Here is a 23,461-nt window from a genome sequence, read left to right as displayed (position 1 = left end):
GGTCTGGCACCGACTGTGCAAAAGCCAACACTGTATCGACGTTTCGCAAACGTGGAGCGGGCCCCGGCGGCGATGCAGGGGGTCTGGCTCCCAGACTTGAGTACGAGGATGATGATGCATGCGATGATGATGAAACGGCTGGTGATGATGATGCTTGCGGGCGGTCTGGTGGTGACTGGAGCGTCGGCGTGTTCCGATACTCCGGACGACCCTCAGATCGAAGATGAGCAGGACGCTGGCGACCAGGACGCCGCCGACGAGGACGCCGCCGATCAGGACGCCGACGCTCCGGACGCTGAAGAGCCGGATGCCGATGCCGAAGACCCCATCGCGCGGTCGGCGATGGCCCTGCGGGTGAAGATCCTTAACAAGGCGGGGCTTCCGGTCGAAGGGGCTCAGGTGCGTCATGGCGAGGAGGTTCTGCTCAGTGATGCGGCCGGTGAGGTGGTGCTCGACGCGCCGGAAGCTGCGGCGCGTTTTCTGGCGCAGGTGCAGGCCGAGGGATATGCGCCGTCGAGTCTGGACTACCCGGTCCATCAGGCCGAGGAGGGGGTTGAGGCCCATGCGATCCTTCGGCTCCTTCCCCTGGGGCCGGCGCAGGTTTTTAACCACGATGCGGACGCCGTCATCTCACGCGGCAATGTGCGGGTTCGCCTGCCTGCCAACAGCCTCGTCGACGGTCAGGGCAACCCGGTGAACGGAGAGGTTGAGGCGACGATTGCCTCGCTCGATCCGACCACCGAAGATGCCCGCTTTATGCCGGGGCCGCTTATCGGGCTTCCGGAAGGGGGGGGGCCGGAGACGCCGATCTTGAGCGTGCTGATGGCGGATATCTCCTTCTGGCAGGGTGGCGAGAAGTTGCAGTTGGCCGATGGCGAGTCGGCGCGCGTGGAGTTTGTGATCCCTGAGGCCCTGGAAGCCTATGAGGCGGGCGACGCCATTGAGTTCTGGCATTTCGACCTGGCGCAGGCCCGCTGGGTGCAGGAGGGCGAGTGCGCTGTGACCGAGGCGGGGATACAACGTCTGGCGGAGTGCGACGCCACGCACTTCAGCTGGTGGAACGCTGATAAGCCCGTTTCGCTGCGCAACTGCGTGAACATCACCGTCGTCGATGCGAAGTCCGGCGAGCCCATCCCGGGGGCGACAGTGCAGGGCGATGGCCTGGACTTTGAGGGGGCGCTGGTCGGCACGAGCCTCACTGATGCTCAGGGGCAGGCGTGCATGGATTTTCTGCTCGACGGCACGCTGAACGTGGGGGCCTACCACGCTGACTTCCTCTACCAGGACGGTGGTCCGGTGACGGTGAGCGGAAGTGATGTTCCCGCGAGCTGCTCTGGCGAGGGCGAAGGGGAGTGCCTGGAGGTCACTGTGGAGCTTCTCGACCAGGGGACCTGTCTCAGTGGCGAGGTGCTCAATAGCGAAGATGCTCCGGTCGAGGGCGCCACGGTGTACGCGGTGCACGAGGGCGCGGTGGGTGCGCAGTTCTTCTCGGCGGTCAGCGATAGTGAGGGCGGCTACTGCATCGAGGTTCCGCTCAATGCGGAGCTGGAGTTGAGCGCGCTCGACGGCCAGGGGCAGGTCGCCTCCGGTATGGCGAGCACGGTAGGAGCGACTGTGGCCGAGTGTGGCGATGGCGAGTGCGCTGAGGCCGATGCGCTGGTGCTGGGCGCCGGAGAGACGGCGTGCCTGCAGAGCTCGGTTTCGCTCGGCGGGTGGACGACTCCGGCGCCCGGGGTGCCGGTGTATGTGTACTCGAGCTACCCGGCGCGCAGCTGCGAGGCGGGCATGGAAGACCCCTTTACCTGGGGGCCGGTGGTGGCCCATACGGTGAGTGATGCCACAGGAAACTGGGCGCTCAATCTGCCGCTGAGCCTGTCGGGGACGGTCTACGTCAGTGTCGGCTCTTGCCAGAGCGGGATGGGTACCTCGTGCCTGAACTCGGATCGTATTATGCCGGTGCAACTCAACGGGATCCCCGGCTCCATCGACCAGGGGCACTGCCAGTCGATTCACCCCTCGCCGCTCGATGCCCAGTGCGGCGCGGAGTGAGTGATGGTGGGGGAGGAGCGCTAAGTCGCTCCTCTTCGATTGTCCCCGCGACATAAGGTTCTACTTCTGCATATGACCCCCGACCGTCGAAACGGTCGGGGGTTTTTAGTGGTACGCATCTTCAAAGACCATCTGCAGCCCCTGTCCTTTTCGCTTGTAAGCACTTCCGAACGCGTTTTGCGGTCGTTCCGGCGTCGTCAGGAGTGTTCCGAAGGTGGTCTGGACATGCGTGTGTGCCCTCGGGAGTGTTCCGAAGGCAATCTGCACGTGCGTTTGTGTCGTCGGGAGTGTTCCGAAGGCAATCTGCACATGCGTTTGTGTCGTCAGAAGTGTTCCGAAGGTGGTCTGCGCATGCGTGTGTGCCCTCGGGAGTGTTCCGAAGGTGGTCTGCGCGTGTGTGTGTGCCGTCGGGAGTGTTCCGAAGGCAATCTGCACATGCGTTTGTGTCGTCAGGAGTGCTCCGAAGGCAATCTGCACGTGCGTTTGTGCCGTCGGGAGTGTTCCGAAGGCAATCTGCACGTGCGTTTGTGTCGTCAGGAGTGTTCCGAAGGTGGTCTGCACATGCGTTTGTGTCGTCAGGAGTGTTTCGAAGGCAATCGGCACGTGCGTTTGTGTCGTCGGGAGTGTTCCGAAGGTGGTCTGCACGCGCGTTTGTGCCGTCGGGAGTGTTCCGAACGTTAGTGGCAATCGCGCTGGCGATGTCCGGGGAGCTGTGAGGCAAGCGACCACCCCAGACTTCGCCGGGGGGCGGAGTGCGGCGAACACATGCCGATCAGCCTCCTCACGTCCGTCCCGCAAATTGCGTTGACACCCGCTGAAGTCAGCGCCTAACGTCCCGGCCATGCTGGTGTTCCCCGGGAGGCCTGGAAAAGGCGCTCCAGGGGACAAAGCACGTCTTGAGCTGCTCTTGTGTTGAAGGCGTGTGAACAGGGAATCCGGTTGAATGCCGGAGCTGCCCCGCAGCGGTACTTGAGAACGACCTCCACACCTGACGCACTGGCCCCCGTGGGGCCGGGAAGCGGTGGACAGTAGGCACGCGCCCCCTATCGGTGGGCGACTCGCTCAAAAGCCCGAAGACCTGCCCGCATCCGATCGAGGGAGAGCCATCCCGGATCGGTTTGACCTGGCCGTGCCGTGGGAGCGCCGCCGGTCCACCTCAGAGTGCCTCTCTGTGCGGACCCTCTCCCTGTGTCTGGCGCGCGCTTTTTCGCCCGCTTGTTTTCCTCCCGGGATCGTACCGATCGCAGGCCTCCGCTCTTTCCTTAGCTCGCCCCACGCCACCGCGCGGGGAGGCTGCGAGCAGCCGTCGGCCCCCACATTCCCACATCAGGCTCGTTTCCCGCGATCCCGGGGGTTTGCCCCCCTTCTGACGTCTGTCGAGGTCTTTCATGCCCCAACTCACCGCGCCCCCTGCTGCCCCCGGCAGCGCCGCACTTCTCAAAGAACTCAACGCCTACGTGCTGGCCGAACCCCACCCCTTTGTCGTCGACCTGGCTCGCTCGGAGGGCATGTACCTGGCGACGCTTGAAGGCAACCGCCTCTTTGACTGGGCGGGATATTACGGCGCCAAGCTCATCGCTCATAACCACCCCGGGCTCTATGAGGCCGAATACACCCGGCGTCTGGTGGTGGCTGCGAACAACAAGATCGCGAACCCGGATTTCCTCACCCCCGAGTGTCTGGAGTACTACCGCACCCTTCATAAACTCGGCCCGCGGTGCATGCAGAATCCGGGGCTGGAGGTCTACGCGGTGAACTCCGGAGCGGAGGCCGTTGAGAACATGATGAAGTACCTCATCAACCTTCATCATCAACGCCTGCTTTCGGAGGGGAAGACGCCCCGCGCTCGACGCTTTGTGTACTTCGATCAGGCCTTCCACGGGCGCACCGTCTTCGCTCTCAACGTCACGCGCGTCTCTCATGATCCGGTGATGACCAAAGACTTTCAGGGGCTTGTGCCGGGCAACCTGCAGGTGCCCTTTCCGGCCCTGGATACCAGCGAGAGTCCGGCCCAAACCCGAGAGAAAGTGGAGCGTTGCCTGACGGTTCTGGAGAATCTCTTTGAGCATTATTGTGATGAGATTGTCGCCGTGATCCTGGAGCCTATTCAGGGGGCCGGCGGCCACCGCGTCGCGCCGCGTTCCTTTTTTCAGAAGCTCTCCGAGCTCTGCCATGCCCACCGAATTCCGCTGGCCTTTGACGAGGTTCAGACCGCCGGCGGCGCTACCGGAACCTTCTTCACGATTGACGCCTTCGATCTCCCCCATCCCCCGCAGGCGGTGGCCAGCGGCAAGAAGCTCGGCAACGGGGTGGTCTATATGCTCAACCGAATGGACGACCTCGGGGTGCTCGACTCCACGTGGGGGGGCACGCTGGCGGATATGGTGCGTTTTGTTCAGGAGTACGCCATCGTGCAGCGCGAAGGTCTCATCGAGAAGGTTCCGGCGCTGGGCGCGTTGCTTGTGGAGATGCTCCAGGGGCTGGCCGAGCGCTTCCCCGAGCTTATGTACAACGTGCGGGGCTACGGCCTCTACCAGGGCTTCTCGATGCGAACTCCCGGACTCAAGCAGACGCTGATTCAGCGCGCCCGCGATCGCGAGAATCTTCTGCTCCTGGGGGCCGGGGCCGATACCATTCGCCTGCGTCCTCACCTCAACGTCACCGAAGATGACATCGAAACCCTGGGAGCCATGCTGGAACGTCTGCTTCAAGACCTGAGCTGAGCGCATGGCGAGCGCCCGCGGTACAACGCCGGCGGGCGCTTCGGTGAGGGGTATCTTAAACGACCAGGGGCAGGGGGGGACTGTGAGCGACGGCCTCTTCGAGCATCTGCTGCGTTGAGAGCACCTCGGGCAGCGTTAGTTTCGCGCCTTGCCCGAGAAGCTCTCGACTTCGCAGCCATCGACGTCGACTTCTGCTCACGGCGTAGTTGCGGTGCTTGCTCGGCGAGTGGGATTCGAGTAGAGCGCGGCAGTTCGCGCGCTGCGCGGTGTCATATCGTGTTGATTGAGGCTGAGGTGCAGGGTGAAAAGCGCGCTTCGACATTCCTGGGCGCTCCTGGTGGGGATCGCGCTGATCATGCTGGGAAACGGTCTTCAGACGAGCCTTCTGGGGCTTCGTGCCTCGATCGAGGGCTTTAGCACCGGGGCGACCGGCGCGATCATGTCGGCGTTTTATGTGGGCTTTCTGGCCGGCTCCACCCTCACGCCGAAAATCGTCAAAGATGTGGGGCATATTCGGGTCTTTGCGGCGTGGTCATCGATGGCCTCGGCGGCGATCCTGTTGCACGGTCTCATTCTTGAGCCCTGGTTCTGGGGGCTGATGCGCCTGGTGACCGGGTTCTGTTATGCCGGCGTCTATGTGGTGGCCGAAAGCTGGCTCAATGATCGGGCGGATAACCGCACACGGGGCCAACTTCTCTCACTCTACATGGTCGTCCAGTACGTAGGTTTAAGCGGGGGACAACTCCTCCTCAACGTGGGCTCGCCGGCGGAGCTCGTGCTCTTTGTGCTGACGTCGGTGTTGATCTCGCTGGCGTTGGTGCCGATCTCGCTGACCACCAGCGCGCCACAGCCCTCCGAGGAGCAGGAGCGCCTGAGTCCGCGCGCCCTCTGGACGCTCTCGCCGCTGGGGGTGATGGCGTGCGCGGGGGCGGGGCTCTCCACGGGAGCCCTTCTGGGGATGGGCGCGGTATTCGGGGAGGAGGTCGGACTCTCGGTCGCCGAGATCTCGATCTTTATGGCGATGCTCATCGCCGGCGCGGCGATCCTTCAGTTTCCGATTGGCAGGCTCAGCGACCGTTTTGCGCGACGGGCGGTGATCGTGCTGACCAGCGCGTTGAGCGTGGCTCTGGCGCTTGTGGCCTGGGTGATGATGGGGCAGAGCGCGGCGCTCACCCTGGGGCTGATCTTCCTGGTGGGAGGTTTCTCGATGCCGGTCTATGCGCTGGGGATGGCGCACGCCAACGATCACCTGCGCCCGGGTCAGCGTGTGGCCGCCAGCAGCACCCTGGTGCTGGTCTTCGGGCTGGGGGCGACGGCCGGACCGGTGGGGGTGGCTGCGTTGATGGACGCCATGGGCCCGGGCGGGTTCTACGTGGGCGTGGCGGTGATCCAGGCGGCGATCGGGCTCTTTGCACTCTACCGCACCACGCAGCGCGAGGGGGTGGGAGCGGAGTTGCAGAAACCCTACCGTCCGGTGGTGGGGGGGCGGCCCTTCTGGCGGCGTCGTCCGTAGTGCGACGTGAGCTCGGGTTGATGACGCGGCCGCGTTTTGCGTCGTGCACGCATCGCGCTCGGGCTCGCATCCATCGGCATCCATGTCTGCTCACGGCGCAGTGAGGGGACGTCGACGTTGGTCGATCCCTTCCTTCTTGTCTGGCGCTGGCTGCTTTGCCAGAACGGGTTCACGCTGCCCCGGTGAGGGCGTGGATCGTTTGATGATTCTTATGAGGAAGACGCGATGACATGGATGAAGAAGATGCGCCTGAGCGTGGTGATGTTTCTGGCGAGCGCTTTGATTGCTGGCTGTAGCTCGGACCCCGACGTTGATGAGCCAGCGGATGTGGGGCAGGAGGATGTGCTTCCCGATGAAGATGCCGGGGATGCCGGAGCGCAGGATGCCTGTCTGGCGCTGCCGTCGTGTGATGAGGGCTTTGAGGAGGTGGCCAGCTGCGAGGGACTCGATTCCTGCGATGAAGTTACTCTCTGCGGCACCACCATCTTCTGCGCCGAGGCGGGAAGCTGCACCGACGTGCCCGTCTGCGCGGCCGATGAAGCCGAAGTGGAGAGCTGCAATGGCTACGCGGACGAAGACTGCCGCGCGGTGGATGCCTGCGACGAGCAGGTGCTCTGCGTGCCGCAGGAAGCCACCTGTGACGTGGATCTTGCCGGCTGTGACGACACGTTCACCAAAGTGGAGAGCTGCGAGGGGGTTGACGGGTGCATCGAGTTGAGTGCCTGCGGTGAAACCTACGGCTGCTCGCCACAGATCGATATCTGTGACGCCTTGCCGGTCTGTGAGGCTGCCGAGGTTCAGGTCGATAGCTGCGATGGACAGGACGAGTGCCGGGAGGTGAGCATGTGCGGCACCACCATCTACTGCGCTTCCCGTGCTCCGGGGGAATGCGACCCGGCCTCCTACACCTGCCCGGCAGGCCTGGAGGCGGTCGCCCCCGAAGACTGCACCGTGGACCTGGGGCCGGACGCCGACCGGATGTGCTTCATCGTCGAGCTCTGTCCCGAGGTCAACGCCTACTGCCGCGGGCCGGTGGTCGACTGCACCACGAATTACGACGTCTGTCCCGAGGGCTACACCCCGCGCGAAGACTGCAATGAGGCCGCCGGCGAGTGTGGCACCACGTTGATCTGCCAGGATATTGGTGGCTGTGAGGCCCATGCGGGCTGATACGTTGAAACCCCGGGAGCCGCATTGAGTTTTCGGGCAGATTGAACAGGGCGACCCCTTTGCGGGTCGCCCTTTTTTTTGGTGCGAGCCGAGAGAGCGCGCGCGAGCTGATCTTCAGCGGGTCTGCCACCTTGCGACAGCCTGCCACCTTGCACCCGCCGCAATTTCTGCGATGGTATCGCGCAATGCGACGCGATGGGCGCGGCGCTGGCGAGTTCTAAGAGACGCAACGAGGCGGATGATGAGCGGTGAGATGTTGCCGGTGTTGAAACTGGTCAAGTACGCGGGGCTTGTGCTCTTTGCAGCCGGCGCGGCGCTGACCTTTCTTGGCGAGGGCCTGCGGCTGCGCCAGCGCGCGGCGTACGTGGTAGCTGCGCCCGGGTATATGGCGACCTGGGGAGGCGGCATGGTGATGGTGGGTATGTACAACCACGCGCTCTTCAGCGGCTGGATCGTCGTGACCTTCTTGCTGATGACCGCGGTGATGAACGCCGTGATGTGGTCGGCGGCAGCCGAGGGCAGACGGAGCGCGGCGTTGGCAGCAGTCAGCACGCTGGCGCTGGTGGGGTGTGTGGGGCTGATGGTCTTTCGACCCTTCTGAGCAGGGTTGCGCAGGCTTGATCCGTTGATCTGAAGTCGTGCGCTTAACAGGCAGTGAGGCAAAACATGAAGTTCGTGTCGCTGAAAACATTCGGGCTTATCGAGGGACTCTCGATGGTGGTGCTCCTCTTTGTGGCGATGCCCATGAAGTATGTCTGGGATCAGCCCCAGATGGTGCGTGTGGTGGGCATGGCGCACGGTTTTTTGTTCATGATCTTTGTGGCGTGGGTGCTCCTGGAGGCCTTTCGCTCCAAATGGACCCTGGAAAAGACGGCGGGGGCGCTGGCGGCGTCGGTGATTCCTTTTGCGCCTTTTGTGGTGGATCTCTCGTCGGGGGCGGCGGAGCGTGAAAAGGCACCGGCGCTCGCCGCGGACTAAGGCGTTTGAGGTGGTACGGGGGGATGGTGGTTCGCGTGTTGGGGTTGGATGGTTGTGGGGCGCGGAGTTTTGCGGCGTGGGGAGATTCGTGTGGGCGGTTGGGAGGAGATGAATCAAAAATAAACATGAAAAAAGGCAGCCCGGCAGGGCTGCCTTTTTCTTTAGCGATTATAAATGGTTATGCGTTGTGTTACTCGGTTGCCGAGGCCTTCGCGTTTTCGGTCTCTTCGTCGGCATCGACGGCGTTTGGCTGCGAGGTGCCTACCTCGTGGTCAACACCCAGGCGATCGAGGACGAAGGCGTAGGTGAAGGCGGTTTCGCGGAAGTAGGCGTAGCGGCCCGAGGCCCCGCCGTGGCCGGCGCCCATGTTGGTTTGCAGCAGGGTGAGGTGATCGTCGGTGCGGGTGTGGCGCAGCCTGGCGACCCATTTGGCGGGCTCCCAGTAGTGGACGCGGGGGTCGTTGAGGCCGGCGGTGACCAGGAGGTGGGGGTAGGCCTGGGCCGTGACGTTATCGTAGGGGGAGTAGGCAACGATGGTCTCGAACGCCTCGGGGGTGTTGGGGTTTCCCCACTCGGTGTATTCGACGACGGTCAGCGGGAGGGAGGCGTCGAGCATGGTGTTGATGACGTCGACAAAGGGCACATCGGCGACGGCCGCCTCGAAGAGATCGGGGCGCTGGTTGAGGACGGCACCGATGAGGAGGCCGCCGGCGGAGCCGCCGTTGATGGCCAGGCGATCCGGAGAGGTGTAGCCGGCCTCGATGAGGTGGGAGGCGCTGGCGATGAAGTCATTGAACGTATTTTGTTTGCTGGCGAGTTTGCCGTCGAGGTACCACTGGCGGCCCAGCTCGCCGCCGCCGCGGATATGCGCGATGGCGAAGATCACGCCGCGCTCCAGAAGGGAGATGCGGGAGGCCGAGAAGTAGGGGTCGTAGTTCATGCCGTAGGCCCCGTAGCCCAGCAAAAAGAGGGGGTGGGAGCCGTCGAGCGCGATGCCCTTTTTGTGGACGATGGAGATGGGCACCTGTGCGCCATCGGGGGAGGTGGCGTAGATGCGGCTGCTTTCGTAGCGCTCGCGTTCGTAGTGGTGGACGGTGGTTTCTTTTTGAAGATCGAGGGCGCGGGTGGGGAGCGTGTAGTCGAAGACCGAGCGCGGGGTGACGAGCGAGCTGTAGGTAAAGCGGATGGTGTCGGCTGAGAACTCGGGGTTTTCGCTAAAACGCAGCGAGTAGGTCTGCTCGGGCATGGCGATGGTGTGCTCTTCGCCGCTTTCGAGGTTGCGGGCGCGCAGGCTCGGGGAGCCGCCGTGGCGCTCCTCGAAGATCCACCAGTTTTTGAAGGTATGAACGGCGCGCAGCAGCGTCTCGGGGCGGTGAGGGATGACCTCTTCCCACCGCTCTTTTGCCAGGTTGTCAGTGGGGGTGCGCATCAGCTTGAAGTTGATGGCGTCTTCGTTGGTGACGATGAGCAGGTGGTCGCCGTGGTGGGCGACGCTGTATTCGATGCCGGGGACGCGGGGGGCGACCACGCGGAAGTCTTCGTCGGGGGTGTTGGCATCGAGGATATGCGACTCACCGCTGGCGTTGCTCCAGAGGGTGAGCTGCAAAAAGTCGCCGCTGCGGGTTTTGCTGACGTAGGCGTAGAAGGCCTCGTCGTCTTCGTGGAAGACGAGCTCGTGGTCGGCGTCGGGCTCATCAAGGCGCATGCGGAAGACCTTGTCAGGGCGATGCGCGCTGTCGAGGGTGGTGTAGAAGAGGGTGGTGTTGTCGTTGGCCCAGGCCACCGAGGAGGTGTTTTCGATGGGCCCGGCGACATGAGTGCCGCTCTCGATGTCGAGGACGTGCAGGGCGTAGCGCTCGTTACCGGAGGTGTCGATGGCGTAGGCCAGCAGGCGATGATCGTCGCTGAACTCATAGGCACCGAGCCCGAGGTAGTCGTGACCTTCGGCAAGCTGATTGAGATCGAGCAAGACCTCCTCGTCGGCGTCGAGGCTGCCGCGTTTGCGGGCGTAGATGGGGTAGTCCTGCCCCTCGACGGTGCGGGAGTAGTAAAAGAAATCGCCGCGGCGCACCGGCACCGAGAGGTCGGTCTGATCGATGCGCGAGAGGATCTCCTGGTAGATGGACTCCTGAAGTTCCTCGGTGTGGGCCATGGCGGCTTCGGCGTAAGCGTTTTCGGCCTCCAGGTAGGCGATGGTCTCGGGGTTGTCGCGATCGCGCAGCCAGGCGTAGGGGTCGACAAGAGTGCGCCCGTGGATCTCGGTGATGCTGTCGACGCGTTGGGCGACCGGCGGCGCGATGGCGAGTGAGGTCACCTCTTCGGTGGGGGCAGTGTCGGCGGAGGGGGCCGGTGAGGCGCAGGCAGTCAGACTTAGCGCGAGGACGGCGCTTAGCGATGTGAAGCGGTGAAGGGGCATGGGGGGCTCGAGGGTTGGGGCGATTAGAAGACGTCGTAAGTTCTCAGCGTTGCAGCGGGGAGAGTAGCGAGAGGTGGGAGGTGGGGACAAGGTTGGGGGGCGTGCGGTTTGTGGTCAGGTGGTTGGGTGGTTGGGTGGTTGTGGGGCGTCGGGGTTTGCGGAGTGGGGAGGTTCGTGAGTGCGTTGGGAGGGGCGTGGGGGGGGGGGGCGGTGATGGGAGGACGCATGGCAGAGAAAACGCCGCGTGCTCGATGGGACCCCCTCGACGGGCTGGCGAGAGGCACGGGGAGCCAGTTTAGACCCCCTCGACGGGCTGGCGAGAGGCACGGGGAGCCAGTTTAGACCCCCTCGACGGGCTGGCGAGAGGCACGGGGAGCCAGTTTAGACCCCCTCGACGGGTAGACGAGAGGCACGGGGAGCAAGTTTAGACCCCCTCGACGCCCCGTTTGGGGTATAGGCTGGCATTTGTAGTGATACAGGACGGGCGTTGGCATCGGTGGGCGGGTTGCCGGTGAGGAGGTAATCGTATACATCGCGTTGCGTTGTGCATGGTTGTGCCTAAGTGAGAGAGGGGCCGGCGCATGGGTCGCCGGGATGTGTTTAGAGCTGAGGCAAGGGAGACGCGATGTCATTGTTGAGCGCGATCAAGGGGCGAGGGCCGAGCGGGTTTGGGTATGGGTCGACGGCTGAAGAGGTGACCGAGGGGGTAGACCTGGGCGGAAAGACGGTGCTGATCACCGGGTGTAACTCGGGGATTGGCAAGGAGTCGTTTCGGGTGCTGGCGGCGCGGGGGGCGCATATCATTGCGGCGGCGCGCACCGAAGAGAAGGCGCAGGCCACGGCGGACGAGCTGGGGGTGAGCGCGCAGACCACGGCGGTGGCGTGTGAGCTCTCGGAGCCGGAGTCGGTGCGGGCGTGTGTGGAATCGGTTAAGGCATCGGGGCGATCGATCGATGTGTTGATGCTCAACGCCGGGATTATGGCGTTACCGGAGCTTCAGGTGCATCACGGCTATGAGCTTCAGTTTCTGACCAACCACATCGGGCATTTTATCTTAACGCAGGGGCTGCGTGAGAGCCTGAGTGAAGATGCGCGGGTGGTGGCGTTGAGCAGTGCGGGGCATCAGCATACGCCGAAGGGGGGCATCGCATTTGATAACCTCGATGGCCGCAACGGGTATGACGCGTGGCGTTTTTACGGGCAGTCGAAGCTTGCAAACCTGCTCTTCGCGCGGGAGCTCGCGCGGCAGTTTAAGGGCAGCGGGCGTCGGGCCTACTCGGTGCATCCCGGCGTGATTAAGACCAACCTGACGCGGCATATGAACCCGATTTTGACGTCGTTGTTCGGGATGTTTGAGTCGTTGACGCTGAAGAATGTAGCGCAGGGGGCGGCGACGCAGTGCTACGTGGCAGTGCACCCCCATGTGGACGCTTCGGGGGCGTATTTTGCGGATTGCAACGAGGCAAAGAGTAGCCGCTACGGGCGAGATATGGAGCTTGCTCGGCGGCTTTGGGATGAAAGTGAACGTATTGTGGAGGGACTTTAAGATGGGATTTTTCTTAGGATTCGCCGCGCTGGCCGGACAGGCTCCGCTGGCGGGGGACGCGCCAGACCCAGGCAATGATCCAGAGAGCGGCCGCGTTGCTGGCACCGTCGAACTCGAGCATCCAGTGGGGGAGCAGGCCGCCGCCGATGGCACCGGCCAGAAAGGCGATGCTGGCCGGCCAGAGGCGAGCGTCGAGCGACGTGGCCATCATCATCAGGGCGAAGGCAAAGAGGCCGTTCTCAAGGGCGATGCAGCCGGCGACGTCCAGGCCCAGGATAAAGCCCATCACGCGCATGATCAGCGATCCGAAGAGGATGACGAAAATGCTGATGATGATGCGCGTGTTGATCGCGTTGCTTAAGAGCCGCTTTCGCATCAAAAAGACGATAAGTCCGGCGCCGCCGATGACGCCCACGTACTGAAGGAAGTACTCGGGGAAGGTCATGGTGGCCAGGCCCAGGTGCACGAGCCCGCTGTTGATGAGGGGGATGATGCCGAGGACGACGCCGAGCAAGAAGCTCATGCGGCTTCGGGCCGCGCTGTTGAGGTCGATGTCGACGTCGTAGGAGAGCTTTTTGAGTTTCTGGAGCTCGCGAGCCTCGTCATGAAGACGCAGGCGCAGGGCACGCAGGCGCTCTTCAAACGCGCTGCGATCGCCTCGGATTTCGTCGAGGAGCAGCGCTGCGGCTTTTTCGTCGCCCTGTTTCAGTTCGAAGTCGAGCATGTGCTCGATGGCGCGGTCGAGGCCTTCGCGAGCCTGGAGGTTGTCGGGCCAGACGGTCAGGGCCTGCTCAAATGCGAAGCGACACTCGGCGTAGAGGCGGTAGATGCGGGCGGTGGCGTCGTTATCTTCGGAGCGGTCCGTCGCTGCGAGTGGCTGCTGCGTCTGGGAGGCGTCGCCAGACCACTCATGAAGGTGGGCTTCCAGGGTGATCAGGCGCACGCGGGCTTCGTCGGCCAGACGGCGCGAATCGCGGTGATGCTGGTAGCTGGCCAGGGCCAGGCGGAGGTCTTCGGCGCTCTGGAAGCGATCTTCGGGGAGACGGGCGGTGGCAGTGTTGCAGATGGTGGCGAGCTCTTCGGGAACATCGGGGCCGTAGATGACGGGGGTGGCCTGGTAGGCGTTGATGAGGGCGGCCATCACCGAATCGCCGGCGTTTCGCGGGGTGTGGGTGATGAGTTCGTGGAGGATGGCTCCGAGCTGGTAGACGTCACTGCGCTGGTCGATCGAAGCGCCCTCGCCACGCGCCATCTCGGGGGCCATGTAGGAGGGGGTACCGGCGACTTCGTCGACATCGCGGGCGAGCTGAATGCGGTCGGTGCCGTCGTCGACCAGGCTTACAGCGATGCCCCAATCCACCAGGTAGACCTCGCCATAATCTCCCAGCATGACATTTTCGGGTTTGAGGTCGCGGTGGATCACGCCGCGGCTGTGGGCAAAGTGCACCGCGTCGCAGACCTGCATGAGAATTTCAAGATGGGCGTCAAGGGGCTCCCGGTAGCCGGCAAAACGTCGGGGCAAGAGCTCAGGTGATTGGAGGGTATCGAACCAGGCGAGCCCCTCGACGCGCTTCATCACCAGCATCGGGGCGCCGGAGGCGTCGACGCCTAACGCGTGCACCGGGATGATGTTGGGGTGCTCCAGCATCCCGGTAACCCAGGCCTCTTTAAGAAGGCCGCGGGTGGACTCGGAGTTGCGGCGGTCGGGGCGGATGGTCTTGATGGCGACATCGCGCCACAGGGAGCGTTGGTGCGCCTGGTGGACCACGCCCATGCCACCCTGGCCCAGGGGCTCGCCGGGCAAAAAGTCCGCCTTCTCGTCGTTATCGCTGCCGGTGTGAATCAGCGGGAGCGCGCCGAGTGCTTGCTGACGCTGGAACGTCTCCAGCGGTCGACGAGCAGCAATGGTCGAACCGGCATCAGGAGCACCTGCAGCGGTGTCGCTCAACGCCAGGGTCTCCCAGCGGGCAACGAGGGTAGGGGCAGGTGAATCGAAGTCACTCATGAAGCGTCCTATGAGGGCGGCTACGTGTAAAAGCTCGTTGAGATCGTCGGCGAGCGGGTTGGAGAACTCCGATGACGGTAGCGCAGAGGATGGCGCGTGCGGGTAGCGAGTCTAGCAGGAGTGGGTTAAGCTTTGCAGTGGACGACCCATCCAGAGAAAAAAAGGAGATGTATGATGCGATGGACACGAGTCAGTTGGGCCGGAGTATTTCTGGCGGTGGCGTGCATGTCGGCGTCGGCCTTTGCCCGGGAAGGTGGGGAGCAGGCCGGTGATAAAGCCGCGGAGATTCTGGAGGCCCTGGCGCTTCCCGAAGCTGCCCAGGAGCTGGAGCGGGCGGGGGTAGAGAATCCGCAGATTCAACGTGCGATTGAGGTGATTCGGGAGCGACAGGCTGCCCGCGCTGAAGGTGCGGAGGAGGCTGCGGAAGGAGACGATGCGGAACGTGCTGAAGAAGGCGGAAGCGCGGCGGCCGAGGCTGCCCGAACGCTGAAGGCCGAGGCCGAGGCCGCACGTGAGCACGGGCCGATGGAGAATTTTGGAGACTACGTCAAAGAGCAGGTGGAGTCCGGCGTGCGTGGCCAGGAGCTCGCCGCGAAGATTCGCGAGGAGCGCGAGCGTCGTCGCCCGCGTCCGGAGCGCGCTCAGGCCGGTGAGAATGGCCAGGCCGGCGAGCGTGGTCAGGCCGGTGAGCGTGGTCAGGCCGGCGAGCGTGGTCAGGCCGGCGAGCGTGGTCAGGCCGGTGAGCGTGGTCAGGCCGGTGAGCGTGGTCAGGCTGGTGAGCGTGGCCAGGCCGGTGAGCGTGGTCAGGCCGGTGAACGCGGCGTGAAGGATAAGGCGCCTCGCGGTTCGCAGGCCGAAGGTGAAGAAGGCGAAGAGGCCGGTGAGCGTGGCCAGGGACGTCGTCCGACCGCAGCCGGTGCGAAGGGCAAAAACGCGAACGCGGATCAGTAAGGAGACGACCTATGCGAACGATGATGTGGATGTGCATTGCGATGCTGGTGAGCCTGGCGATGGTCGCCGGGTGTGAATCTCCTTCCGAGGAGGCTCCGGCCGAGTCGGCAGAGAGCGCGGCGGTGGAAGAGGCGCCTGCCGAAGAGAAGGCCGCGCCGGAGTCGGCGCTTGTGGTGGAGGCGCGCGAGGTTGCGGCGCTTCGCGCCAAGATCAAGGCGAACCCCGGGCAAGTGGACGCGCTGCTTGCTGAGGCCGAGATGACGCAGCAGGAGCTGGAGGCGAAGATCTTTGAGATCACCGCCGACCCGGCCGCTCGCGCCGCGTATGTGGACGCCTCGAAGTAAGCTGGCTCGCCAGCGAGAAGCGTTGGCGAAGCGTAAAAGAAAAGGCCCGAAACCTGCAGGTTTCGGGCCTTTTCTTTTGTGCGATAAGTCGCCGTCAGCGGTAGATGCTCTCGGAGGTGTAGGGCGAGCCGTTGGAGGCAAAGATCTGGCCATCAAGGTAGCGGTAGCCCTTGTCGAGCGACGCGATGGTTTTCATGTGCGCGTCAGAGAGCTCGACGTTGAGGGCGTCGAAGTTCTGCTGGATACGGTTGCGGTTGACCGATTTGGGGATGACGACCGTGCCACGCGCGATGGCCCAGGCAATCAAGACCTGGGCGGTGGAGGCACCCACCTCGCCAGCGATGGTCTCGATGGTGGGATGGTTAAGGAGCGGCGGCTCGTCGTCTTTGCGGTGCTCGCGGTCGGTGGAGCCCAGGGGGGAGTAGGCCGTAAGCACGATGGTGTGCTCATTGCAGAAGTTCAAAAGCTCGCCCTGCTGCAGATGCGGATGAGACTCCACCTGGTTGACCTCCGGCAGCTCACCGACTTCGCCCAGGGCGCGGATGCGCTCGGGGCCCATGTTGGAGACGCCGACGGAGCGGGACTTTCCGGCGTCTTTTGCCGCGAGCATCGCCTCCCAGGTCTCGGAGAGAGGGGCTTCTTCGAGGGTGAGCCAGTCGTCGGGGGAGCGGGGGAAGCCTACGCCGGGCTTGAAGGCGATGGGCCAGTGGATGAGGTAAAGATCGAGGTAGTCGAGTTGCAGATCGCGCAGGGTCTGCTCAAGCGCCGGGGCGACGTCATCTTTGAGGTGGGCGTTGTTCCAGAGTTTGGAGGTGACCCAGAGCTCCTCGCGGGTGATGTCGCCTGCGGCGATGGCGTCTTTGATGGCCTGACCGACTTCGGCCTCGTTGCCGTACACCGCGGCGCAGTCGAGGTGACGGTAGCCGATTTCCAGGGCGGCGCGCACCGCGTCGTAGACTTCGCCCGGCTTGCTCTTCCAGGTGCCCAGGCCAAAGGCCGGGAAGGAGTGTCCGTGGCGAAGTTGGAGGGTGGGGTAGGTGGTCATGGGTACTCCCTGGGAGCTCTATAGGCGTTGCGGACGGAGGGGCTACCGGCCGTGCGGCCGGTGGCGCTCCTGAGGAGATAAACACCGCAGCGAAAAGTCGAACGTTAACGCGGGAAGAGGACGTCTTCGTCGGCCAGTGGCGCGTCGAGAACGCCGACCTCGGTGAGCGTGTCGATGACGCGGGTCAGCTCCGGTTGATCGATGCCAGGGCGCACCGCCCAGGACGTCAGTTCGAGCCAGGCAGCGGCGTCCTCGGGGCGCTGGCCAAAACGGGCGACGATGTCAGCGATGGTCGCCTCGCGCTCATGCTTGAGCTCCTCGGTGAGGGTTTGCAGGGTGGCGAAGAGGGTGTTGAGGTCTTCGCTACGCTGACGGGCAAAGTCACGACGGCTCACAATCACAAAGGGGGCCCAGGGCGTCGCGCACGTGCCCACTCGCCGCCACTCGCCAGAGTCGACGACGGGTTTGGTCGTAAACTTTTCCCACATGAAGGCGGTGCCGCGGCCTTCGGCCAGCGCGACGCGCGCGCCCGCCAGATCGCCAACCTGCTCAAAGCTCATCTCCGTGCGCGGGTCCCAGCCATATTCGGCCGCGAGCACGTAGGCCATGATGTGCGATCCGGAGCGGGGGCGGCTGATGGCGAAGGGCTGGCCGCGCAGCTCCTCAATGGAGGTGTATGGCGAGTCGGCGTGCACGTGCACCCCCCAGATCAGCGGAGAGGTGACGTAGGTGCCAAGAATGGTGGCGTCGCCGCCCTTTGCGATGTGGGTGACCACGCCCTCGGTCAGAAGCACCACCACATCAAGCTCGCCGGCATCGAGTGCAGCGAGCATCTGGCCGGTGCCGCCGAAGTATTCGGTGAAGCTGTAGTCGAAGGGCTGGTCTGCGAAGAGGTTGCGTTCGGCGGCCCGGTAGAAGGGGGTGTTGAAGTGTTCGGGCACGCCGCCGACGCGGAGAGGTTGGGTCATGGTACGGCTCGGGTTGTAGGGGGCGCGCCGCAAGTGGGTGTGGGCGCGTGTAAGTCCAGTCGCAGAGGGCATCTCGTAACGCAGGGGAGGCAGTCAAGACAACCGTCAACGATCGATGGAGAAAAAGATGCCCCCCAGGCCCAATAGGGCGAGTGGGGGGCAGATCGGAATGGCGAGCCACGAGGATATGGCGCGAAAGGAAGGCGTTTCTTACCAGTCGGTGGGTTTGTAGTCTTTGAGGAAGAGCCCCCAGACGTGGTCGCCCGTGTTGATGCCGTTGAAGACGGGGTCGATGATGCGCGCGGCCCCGTCGACGATGTCCAGCGGGGGATGAAAGCGATGCATTTCGCGCTTGGCCCGGGCGTGGTCGGCCGGATCCTCGTCGGTGACCCACCCGGTATCGACCGAGTTCATGTGGATGCCGCTCTCGATGTAGTCGGTGGCCGAGGTGCGGGTCATCATGTTGAGCGCGGCCTTGGCCATGTTGGTGTGCGGGTGCCGGTCGGTCTTGAAGATCCGGTAGAACTGGCCCTCCATCGCGCTGACATTGACGATGTGTTTGTCGCGGGTGGGGACGGCCTCCATCAGCGGCTTGAGGCGCGCGTTGAGGATGAAGGGGGCCACGGCATTGACGAGCTGGACCTCCAGGAGTTCGACCGCGGAGACTTCCTGGAGCTTGAGGCGCCAGGAGTTGACCTTGCGCAGGTCGACCTGCTGCAGGTCGGCGTCGAGCTGGCCTTTGGGAAAGAGGTGATGGCCGCGCTCGGCATCTTCGTCGAGGAGCTCCACCTGGCTCAGGAGCGCGGAGCTGGCGCCGGGGCGGGTGAGGGTGGCGCCGTCGGCGTTGTTCGCAACTTCCACGCGTCCCACCAGCTGGCGCGCGGTGTCGGGCACGCCCTCGCCGTGGAGTTCGCCCTGCATCAGGTGGTCGTAAAATCCGGAGGGGCGACGCACGGTCTGGCAGGCGTTGTTGACGATGAAATCCAGCCGGGGCAGGTGCTGATTGAGGTGGCGGCAGAAGACCTCCACGCCCGGGGTGTGGCGCAGATCCAGACCGTAGATCTCCAGACGATGCTTCCAGTCGTCGAAGTCGGCTTCGGCGGCGTAGCGGCGCGCGGCGTCGTTGGGGAAGCGGGTCAGGGCGATGACGCGGGCCCCGGCGCGCAGGAGCATGATGGCGGCCTGGTAGCCGATCTTGACGCGGGCCCCGGTGATCAGCGCCACGCGTCCGTGCAGGTCGGCGGTCTGGGAACGCTTGGCAAAGTTGAAGTCGCCACAGCTCAGGCACATCTGGTCGTAGAAGTGGTGCACCTGGCCAAAGCTCTCACGGCACACGTAGCAGATGCGCTCCTGATGGGTGTGGCCGATGGGCTCGGTGCGCACCAGCTCAAAGGGTTCGGGGAGCTGGTGGGGCGTGCCCTCGAATTCGGCGCGGCGCTTGGGGGTCTCGAAGATCGGTTTGTCGCGAAGCTGGCGAATCCCGGTCTGATCCATGAGCGCCTGGTCTTCGTCGCGCTCCCGGTCGCGTTTGTCGCGCTGACGAGCCCGAGCCAGCGCCCGGCGCGCGTGCTTGGAAGGGTGGGAGACGCGCCCCGCCGCGATCAGAAAGCGGCGCTGGGTCGGTTCGTCGATGTTGGCGAGGAGGCCGCGATCTTCAATGATCTGCTCCATGAGAGCGGAGGCGGCGTCGAGTTTTTTCTTTAGATCGTCCATGGGCGCGGTCTTAGCCGATCGCCTGCGGGCAGGCAAGGTTCGTGTGCCGACGGGAGGCGTTTTGTGCAGGGGTTAAGTGCTTGAAAGCACGGGTGAATTGAGCGTCTTACGTTTAGCAGGGAAGGGAGGGGGCGGGTGACCGGGCAGAGGATGTGCCAAGATTCAGGCAGACACCCCCACTTTGCTTCAGGAGGCGAGTATGGCCAAAGAGCCCTCAAAGGCATGCGACCCGAGCGACTGGGACTTCTCAGATCTGCGAGCGATGTTTATCTGCTGCACGCTCAAACGCTCGCCGCGCCGCTCCAACACCGACACGTTGATGGAGGTCTCGCGCCAGATCATGCGCAACGCCGGCGTGCAGGTCGAGAGCGTGCGAGCCGTGGATCACGCCATCGCCCCCGGCGTGTACCCGGATATGACCGAGTACGGCTGGGAGGAGGATGCCTGGCCCGAGATCTTCGAAGCGGTGATGGCGGCCGATATCCTGGTGCTGGGCACGCCGATCTGGCTGGGAGAGCGCTCCTCGGTGTGTTCCACGGTGATCGAGCGCCTCTACTCGATGTCGGGGATGACCAACGAGAAGGGGCAGTACCTCTATTATGGCAAGGTGGGCGGGTGCCTGATCACGGGCAACGAAGACGGCATGAAGCATTGCTCAAGCGGCATCCTCTACGCCTTGCAGCACCTGGGGTATCTGGTCGGTCCGCAGGCCGATGCCGGGTGGGTGGGCGAGGCCGGCCCGGGGCTCTCGTACGGCGATGAGGGCTCGGGTGGGCCGCAGAACGCGTTTACCCAGCGCAACACCACCTTCATGACGTGGAACCTCTTGCATCTGGCGCGGATGCTCAAAGAGGCCGGGGGGATTCCGGCCTGGGGCAACCTGCGCGATGAGTGGGATGAGGGGTGTGATTTTGGCCACCCCAACCCCGAGTACCGTCGCTGACCGCATCAGGACAAAGCCAGCGGCGTCGCTGCGGACTCGCGGTGGCGCTGCCACAGCTTCGTCCTGGCTCCTTGCTGGACTTCGCCCTGAGTGCGGTCAGATCTGTGGGGATGCGGGTGAGGTATGCGGTACAAAAAAATATGTGCGGGCGTCTGGTGGGGCGCATTGGTGTTGGGGAATGTTCGTGTCTCGGACGGTTCAGGGGGTTCCGCCGGTGACCGCATCAGGACTGCGCTGACCGCATCAGGACAAAGCCAGCGGCGTCGCTGCGGACTCGCGGTGGCGCTGCCACAGCTTCGTCCTGGCTCCTTGCTGGACTTCGCCCTGATGCGGTCAGATCTGTGGGGATGCGGGTGAGGTATGCGGTACAAAAAAATACGTGCGGACGTCTGGTGGGGCGCATTGGTGTTGGGGAATGTTCGTGTCTCGGACGGTTCAGGGGGTTCCGGGGGTGGGCATATCTTCCCAGAAAAAGGCGTCTTCGTCGGGGGTGATGTCGAAGTAGGGATCTTCGGAGCGGGGAGGCTCCGAGCCGTCCCAGTTGGGGTCGGGGGTGACCGGCGTCTGCGCCCGTTTGCCCAGGGCCGGGGCGTGGGCCGGGGGGCCGCCGGGGGTGGTGGAGGATTCGGAGGAGAGCGTTTGCATGGCGAGCGTGGTGTTCAGGGGCGTGCCCGCCTGGTAGAGCGCCGGGCCCTGGGGGTGCTGGTGGCCCGTCCAGCGGTAGGCCGAGGTGGAGGTGTTTCGGTAGGAGAAGCCCCACATCATTCGGCTGGGCTCGTCAAAATAGCGCAGGTACCACCACTCGCCATCCTCGGGGTGATGAAAGGCCAGGGCGGCGTGAGGGGCGCCGGGGATGCGCACCCGCAGGCCGGTTTGCGGGTCGCGAAAGCGCAGCGAGGCGTGGTGGCGGCCGATGCGATCGCCCTCCGAATCCAGGCGGTCGATGGCGTTGCCTCCCAGGTGCAGGTCGTGGAAGGAGTTGGCGCGCATCAGCGGGGCGTTGATCTCGGTGTAGGCGCCCAGCACCGTGGCCGAGCTGGCGGAGCTGTCGAGCGTAAGAGCGTCGACGGTGGTGGAGTTGATGGTCGGCGAGATGTAGGTGTTGCCCAAAAAGGACGAGTCGAGGATGCCGTTTCCGGCGCGGACCTCCAGGCCGGTAAAGAGGCCGGCGTTGGTGTCGCCGCCGGCCAGGTGCATGGCGTGCTCGTGGCATTCCCAGAAGACCAGGCGGCTCCACTGCTGGATGTTGAGGTTGGCGTGCTGGCCGTCGACGATGGAGTGGGCGCGAATGCCGGTGCCCATGCGATCGAAGAAGAGGTTGTCCAGGCGGAGCCCGTGGGCGCGCACGTCGATGCCGATGCCCTGATGGGGCTGGGAGGGGGTGGTGGGCACAAAGCTCAAGTCGCGCACCGAAGACCAGTTGGCGGGCGCGGAGATGCGAAGGGCGATGACGCCGTTTTCGACCACCAGCTCCGAGCCCTGCCCCTGCAGGATGATGGGGTTGGTGACCTGCAGCGCGATCCCGTCACCGTCGGGGTCGTCGAGGCGCAGGCGCGCGTTGGGAGGCAGCTCGTAGGGAACCCCCAGGCCCACGGCGGTCGGGAGGTTATCGAAGTCGGCCTGGAGGGCGGCCGTGGCCGAGACCTGGCCGGTCGGATCGACGCAGTGGCCGCCCTGCGTGCACACAAAGCCCTGGTGGCAGGCCTGAGGCTGGCTGCAGGTGGTGAGGGCCTGCCCGGGTTCGAGTGTCGCAGGCGTGACCCTGGCGCGTTCTGAGGGCGGTGACTCCGCGTTAAAACAAGCGGTGCTGAGTACGATGGCGGGCGAAAGACAGGCCAGCAGGTAAAGGCATGATCGTCGCATGGTGCTCCTCGGGAGAGAGTCGATCCCGGCGAATGAGCACGGCTCAGGAGGCTCGCCGCATAGCCCGGGCGGGTAGCGCTCGCTCCCCTGAAGCTCCCTGGGGTCTGATGTGGTGGGCAGAGAAAAGGCCCGGGCGGCGCGCTAAAACTGCGCCGTCTCGGGCCTGAGGCAAGGTGGGCCGGGAGATTCCCGCGTTAGCCGAGTTCGGCCATGACCTGGGGCGCGACCACGTGGCGCAGGTAGGTGGCGAGCTCCTCCATACCGTGGATGCCCATCTGGCGGCCGAGGGTCTGGTTGTAGTTGGTGGTGCCGTTGATGTCGTAGGTGTAGCGGTGGCCGTGGGCGTCTTCGACAAATTCGATGCCGGCCAGCTCAATGCCGCTGGCAGCGCACATGGCCAGGTATTTGAGGACGAGCGGGTCGTCGGCTTTGAGCGGCGATTGGGAGAATTTGGCACCGCCGTCGATCGGGCAATTGTCGGCGAGTGCTGCGGCCTGGGCTTTCTCTCGCTGGAGTTCGACCTGGCAGACGTCGGAGGGGCAGAGTTGGAAGCCCTCATCGGTGGCCGAGCGCATGGCGAAGATCATGCGTTGGCCGACGATCTCGACGCGGGTGATGAAGGGTTCGGGGGCCTGGATGTACTGCTGGATGAGGACCTGGTGGTCGGGGCCGAGGTCGAAGTCGCCTTGAGCCAGGCGGTCCTGGAGCTCGTCGGCGTTCTCAAAACGCTCGATGCCCAGGCCTTTGCCGCCGCGGTTATGTTTGGTGATGAAGGGGCCTTCGAAGGTCCGGGCCAGGCTGACCAGGTGTTCGGTGCCGACGGCCAGGGCGGTGCGCGGGGTGCGGATGCCGAAGCGCTGCAAGGTGAGGTGCTGGCGCAGCTTGCTCATCTCGAGCTCAAAGGCGGCCAGGCCGTTGACCACCCGGGCGCCGTGGGCCTGAAGGTGCGCCAAAATCTCGCGGGTGAGCGCCACGGAGGTGAGGTGGCCGCGGGTGTGCGAGGAGGGGCTCATGCGGTTGAGGTAGATGCCCGGGGCGGGGGGGCCGCTGATGATGCCGTGGTGAACCGGGATCTCGGTGTACTCGAAGCCTTCTTTATGGAGCGCGTCGCGCAGGGGCGGGAGCCAGTCGGGGTTTTCAAAGAGGATATGGACGGGGGGAAGCGAGCTCATGGGGTGACTCCAGCCGGGGGCAATGCCATTGAAGCGTTCAAGGTGGGGGAAAAAAGCAAGAT

Annotated in this window: 18 protein-coding genes and 1 riboswitch; of the genes, 10 read left to right on the top strand and 8 right to left on the bottom strand. The window is 64.3% G+C overall.

Annotation, left to right across the window (positions count from 1 at the left end):
- Positions 1-123 precede the first annotated feature (123 nt).
- Positions 124-2,049 carry a peptidase associated/transthyretin-like domain-containing protein gene (locus tag EA187_RS18895; protein ID WP_127781290.1) on the top strand — a complete coding sequence of 642 codons (1,926 nt, stop codon included), beginning with the start codon at positions 124-126 and terminating at the stop codon, positions 2,047-2,049.
- Between the two features lie 105 nt (positions 2,050-2,154).
- On the opposite strand, the gene EA187_RS18890 is transcribed toward EA187_RS18895, so the two are convergent.
- On the bottom strand, positions 2,155-2,694 hold the full coding sequence (locus tag EA187_RS18890; protein ID WP_127781289.1) for a hypothetical protein: 540 nt from the start codon (positions 2,692-2,694) through the stop codon (positions 2,155-2,157).
- Between the two features lie 240 nt (positions 2,695-2,934).
- Positions 2,935-3,149, top strand: a riboswitch (cobalamin riboswitch).
- A gap of 288 nt (positions 3,150-3,437) precedes the next feature.
- Here EA187_RS18890 and EA187_RS18885 point away from each other — a divergent pair.
- The 5 genes from EA187_RS18885 (at position 3,438) to EA187_RS18865 (ending at position 8,433) form a co-directional block, all read left to right on the top strand.
- Positions 3,438-4,772 carry an aspartate aminotransferase family protein gene (locus tag EA187_RS18885; protein WP_115607855.1) on the top strand — a complete coding sequence of 445 codons (1,335 nt, stop codon included), beginning with the start codon at positions 3,438-3,440 and terminating at the stop codon, positions 4,770-4,772.
- Positions 4,773-5,073: 301 nt separating this feature from the next.
- On the top strand, positions 5,074-6,285 hold the full coding sequence (locus tag EA187_RS18880) for an MFS transporter (protein ID WP_127781288.1): 1,212 nt from the start codon (positions 5,074-5,076) through the stop codon (positions 6,283-6,285).
- Positions 6,286-6,510: 225 nt separating this feature from the next.
- Positions 6,511-7,455 carry a hypothetical protein gene (locus EA187_RS18875; protein ID WP_127781287.1) on the top strand — a complete coding sequence of 315 codons (945 nt, stop codon included), beginning with the start codon at positions 6,511-6,513 and terminating at the stop codon, positions 7,453-7,455.
- Between the two features lie 241 nt (positions 7,456-7,696).
- On the top strand, positions 7,697-8,056 hold the full coding sequence (locus EA187_RS18870) for a hypothetical protein (RefSeq protein WP_127781286.1): 360 nt from the start codon (positions 7,697-7,699) through the stop codon (positions 8,054-8,056).
- 65 nt (positions 8,057-8,121) lie between these two features.
- Complete coding sequence (locus tag EA187_RS18865) at positions 8,122-8,433, top strand: DUF3817 domain-containing protein (protein WP_127781285.1); 312 nt, start codon at positions 8,122-8,124, stop codon at positions 8,431-8,433.
- A gap of 190 nt (positions 8,434-8,623) precedes the next feature.
- Here EA187_RS18865 and EA187_RS18860 read toward each other — a convergent pair whose 3' ends face one another.
- Positions 8,624-10,849, bottom strand: a complete 2,226-nt coding sequence (locus EA187_RS18860) for a S9 family peptidase (RefSeq protein WP_127781284.1) — start codon at positions 10,847-10,849, stop codon at positions 8,624-8,626.
- Between the two features lie 625 nt (positions 10,850-11,474).
- Here EA187_RS18860 and EA187_RS18855 point away from each other — a divergent pair.
- Positions 11,475-12,395: an SDR family oxidoreductase gene (locus EA187_RS18855; RefSeq protein WP_127781283.1), complete on the top strand. Its 921-nt coding sequence runs from the start codon at positions 11,475-11,477 to the stop codon at positions 12,393-12,395.
- 13 nt (positions 12,396-12,408) lie between these two features.
- On the opposite strand, the gene EA187_RS18850 is transcribed toward EA187_RS18855, so the two are convergent.
- On the bottom strand, positions 12,409-14,400 hold the full coding sequence (locus tag EA187_RS18850; RefSeq protein ID WP_127781282.1) for a serine/threonine-protein kinase: 1,992 nt from the start codon (positions 14,398-14,400) through the stop codon (positions 12,409-12,411).
- A 174-nt stretch (positions 14,401-14,574) separates the two neighbouring features.
- Between EA187_RS18850 and EA187_RS18845 the strand changes: the two genes are divergently transcribed.
- Together EA187_RS18845 and EA187_RS18840 are read left to right on the top strand one after the other, a co-directional pair.
- Positions 14,575-15,351 (top strand): collagen-like protein, encoded by a 777-nt coding sequence (locus EA187_RS18845; RefSeq protein WP_127781281.1) that lies wholly within the window; start codon positions 14,575-14,577, stop codon positions 15,349-15,351.
- A gap of 11 nt (positions 15,352-15,362) precedes the next feature.
- The gene (locus EA187_RS18840) at positions 15,363-15,695 is read left to right on the top strand and encodes a hypothetical protein (protein ID WP_127781280.1); all 333 of its coding nucleotides are present in this window, start codon (positions 15,363-15,365) and stop codon (positions 15,693-15,695) included.
- 94 nt (positions 15,696-15,789) lie between these two features.
- On the opposite strand, the gene EA187_RS18835 is transcribed toward EA187_RS18840, so the two are convergent.
- From EA187_RS18835 to EA187_RS18825, 3 genes are all read right to left on the bottom strand, one after another.
- Positions 15,790-16,740, bottom strand: coding sequence for an aldo/keto reductase (locus tag EA187_RS18835; protein WP_127781279.1), 951 nt, complete (start codon positions 16,738-16,740; stop codon positions 15,790-15,792).
- A 104-nt stretch (positions 16,741-16,844) separates the two neighbouring features.
- Entirely contained in the window at positions 16,845-17,708 is an 864-nt protein-coding gene (locus EA187_RS18830) for a PhnD/SsuA/transferrin family substrate-binding protein (RefSeq protein WP_164856406.1), read from the bottom strand.
- Positions 17,709-17,918: 210 nt separating this feature from the next.
- On the bottom strand, positions 17,919-19,421 hold the full coding sequence (locus EA187_RS18825; protein ID WP_127781278.1) for an SDR family NAD(P)-dependent oxidoreductase: 1,503 nt from the start codon (positions 19,419-19,421) through the stop codon (positions 17,919-17,921).
- Between the two features lie 199 nt (positions 19,422-19,620).
- Here EA187_RS18825 and EA187_RS18820 point away from each other — a divergent pair, with 199 nt between their 5' ends.
- A complete protein-coding gene (locus EA187_RS18820; protein WP_127781277.1) occupies positions 19,621-20,364 on the top strand; it encodes a flavodoxin family protein in 744 nt (247 codons plus the stop codon).
- Positions 20,365-20,799: 435 nt separating this feature from the next.
- Here EA187_RS18820 and EA187_RS18815 read toward each other — a convergent pair whose 3' ends face one another.
- Together EA187_RS18815 and EA187_RS18810 are read right to left on the bottom strand one after the other, a co-directional pair.
- Complete coding sequence (locus EA187_RS18815) at positions 20,800-22,227, bottom strand: hypothetical protein (protein WP_115607881.1); 1,428 nt, start codon at positions 22,225-22,227, stop codon at positions 20,800-20,802.
- Positions 22,228-22,421: 194 nt separating this feature from the next.
- Complete coding sequence (locus tag EA187_RS18810; protein ID WP_164856405.1) at positions 22,422-23,399, bottom strand: ATP-grasp domain-containing protein; 978 nt, start codon at positions 23,397-23,399, stop codon at positions 22,422-22,424.
- Positions 23,400-23,461: the final 62 nt, after the last annotated feature.

The organism is Lujinxingia sediminis, assembly GCF_004005565.1.
Lineage (GTDB): Bacteria > Myxococcota_A > Bradymonadia > Bradymonadales > Bradymonadaceae > Lujinxingia > Lujinxingia sediminis.
Note: the sequence above shows the minus strand (reverse complement) of the source record. Positions and strands in the feature narration are given on the sequence as shown.

Excerpts from the sequence above, each read along its gene's own strand:
- EA187_RS18895 (WP_127781290.1), top strand. The coding sequence starts at position 124 with ATGATGATGAAACGGCTGGTGATGATGATGCTTGCGGGCGGTCTGGTG.
- EA187_RS18885 (WP_115607855.1), top strand. The coding sequence starts at position 3,438 with ATGCCCCAACTCACCGCGCCCCCTGCTGCCCCCGGCAGCGCCGCACTT.
- EA187_RS18875 (WP_127781287.1), top strand. The coding sequence starts at position 6,511 with ATGACATGGATGAAGAAGATGCGCCTGAGCGTGGTGATGTTTCTGGCG.
- EA187_RS18870 (WP_127781286.1), top strand. The coding sequence starts at position 7,697 with ATGAGCGGTGAGATGTTGCCGGTGTTGAAACTGGTCAAGTACGCGGGG.
- EA187_RS18865 (WP_127781285.1), top strand. The coding sequence starts at position 8,122 with ATGAAGTTCGTGTCGCTGAAAACATTCGGGCTTATCGAGGGACTCTCG.
- EA187_RS18860 (WP_127781284.1), bottom strand. The coding sequence starts at position 10,849 with ATGCCCCTTCACCGCTTCACATCGCTAAGCGCCGTCCTCGCGCTAAGT.
- EA187_RS18855 (WP_127781283.1), top strand. The coding sequence starts at position 11,475 with ATGTCATTGTTGAGCGCGATCAAGGGGCGAGGGCCGAGCGGGTTTGGG.
- EA187_RS18850 (WP_127781282.1), bottom strand. The coding sequence starts at position 14,400 with ATGAGTGACTTCGATTCACCTGCCCCTACCCTCGTTGCCCGCTGGGAG.
- EA187_RS18845 (WP_127781281.1), top strand. The coding sequence starts at position 14,575 with ATGCGATGGACACGAGTCAGTTGGGCCGGAGTATTTCTGGCGGTGGCG.
- EA187_RS18840 (WP_127781280.1), top strand. The coding sequence starts at position 15,363 with ATGCGAACGATGATGTGGATGTGCATTGCGATGCTGGTGAGCCTGGCG.
- EA187_RS18835 (WP_127781279.1), bottom strand. The coding sequence starts at position 16,740 with ATGACCACCTACCCCACCCTCCAACTTCGCCACGGACACTCCTTCCCG.
- EA187_RS18830 (WP_164856406.1), bottom strand. The coding sequence starts at position 17,708 with ATGACCCAACCTCTCCGCGTCGGCGGCGTGCCCGAACACTTCAACACC.
- EA187_RS18825 (WP_127781278.1), bottom strand. The coding sequence starts at position 19,421 with ATGGACGATCTAAAGAAAAAACTCGACGCCGCCTCCGCTCTCATGGAG.
- EA187_RS18820 (WP_127781277.1), top strand. The coding sequence starts at position 19,621 with ATGGCCAAAGAGCCCTCAAAGGCATGCGACCCGAGCGACTGGGACTTC.
- EA187_RS18815 (WP_115607881.1), bottom strand. The coding sequence starts at position 22,227 with ATGCGACGATCATGCCTTTACCTGCTGGCCTGTCTTTCGCCCGCCATC.
- EA187_RS18810 (WP_164856405.1), bottom strand. The coding sequence starts at position 23,399 with ATGAGCTCGCTTCCCCCCGTCCATATCCTCTTTGAAAACCCCGACTGG.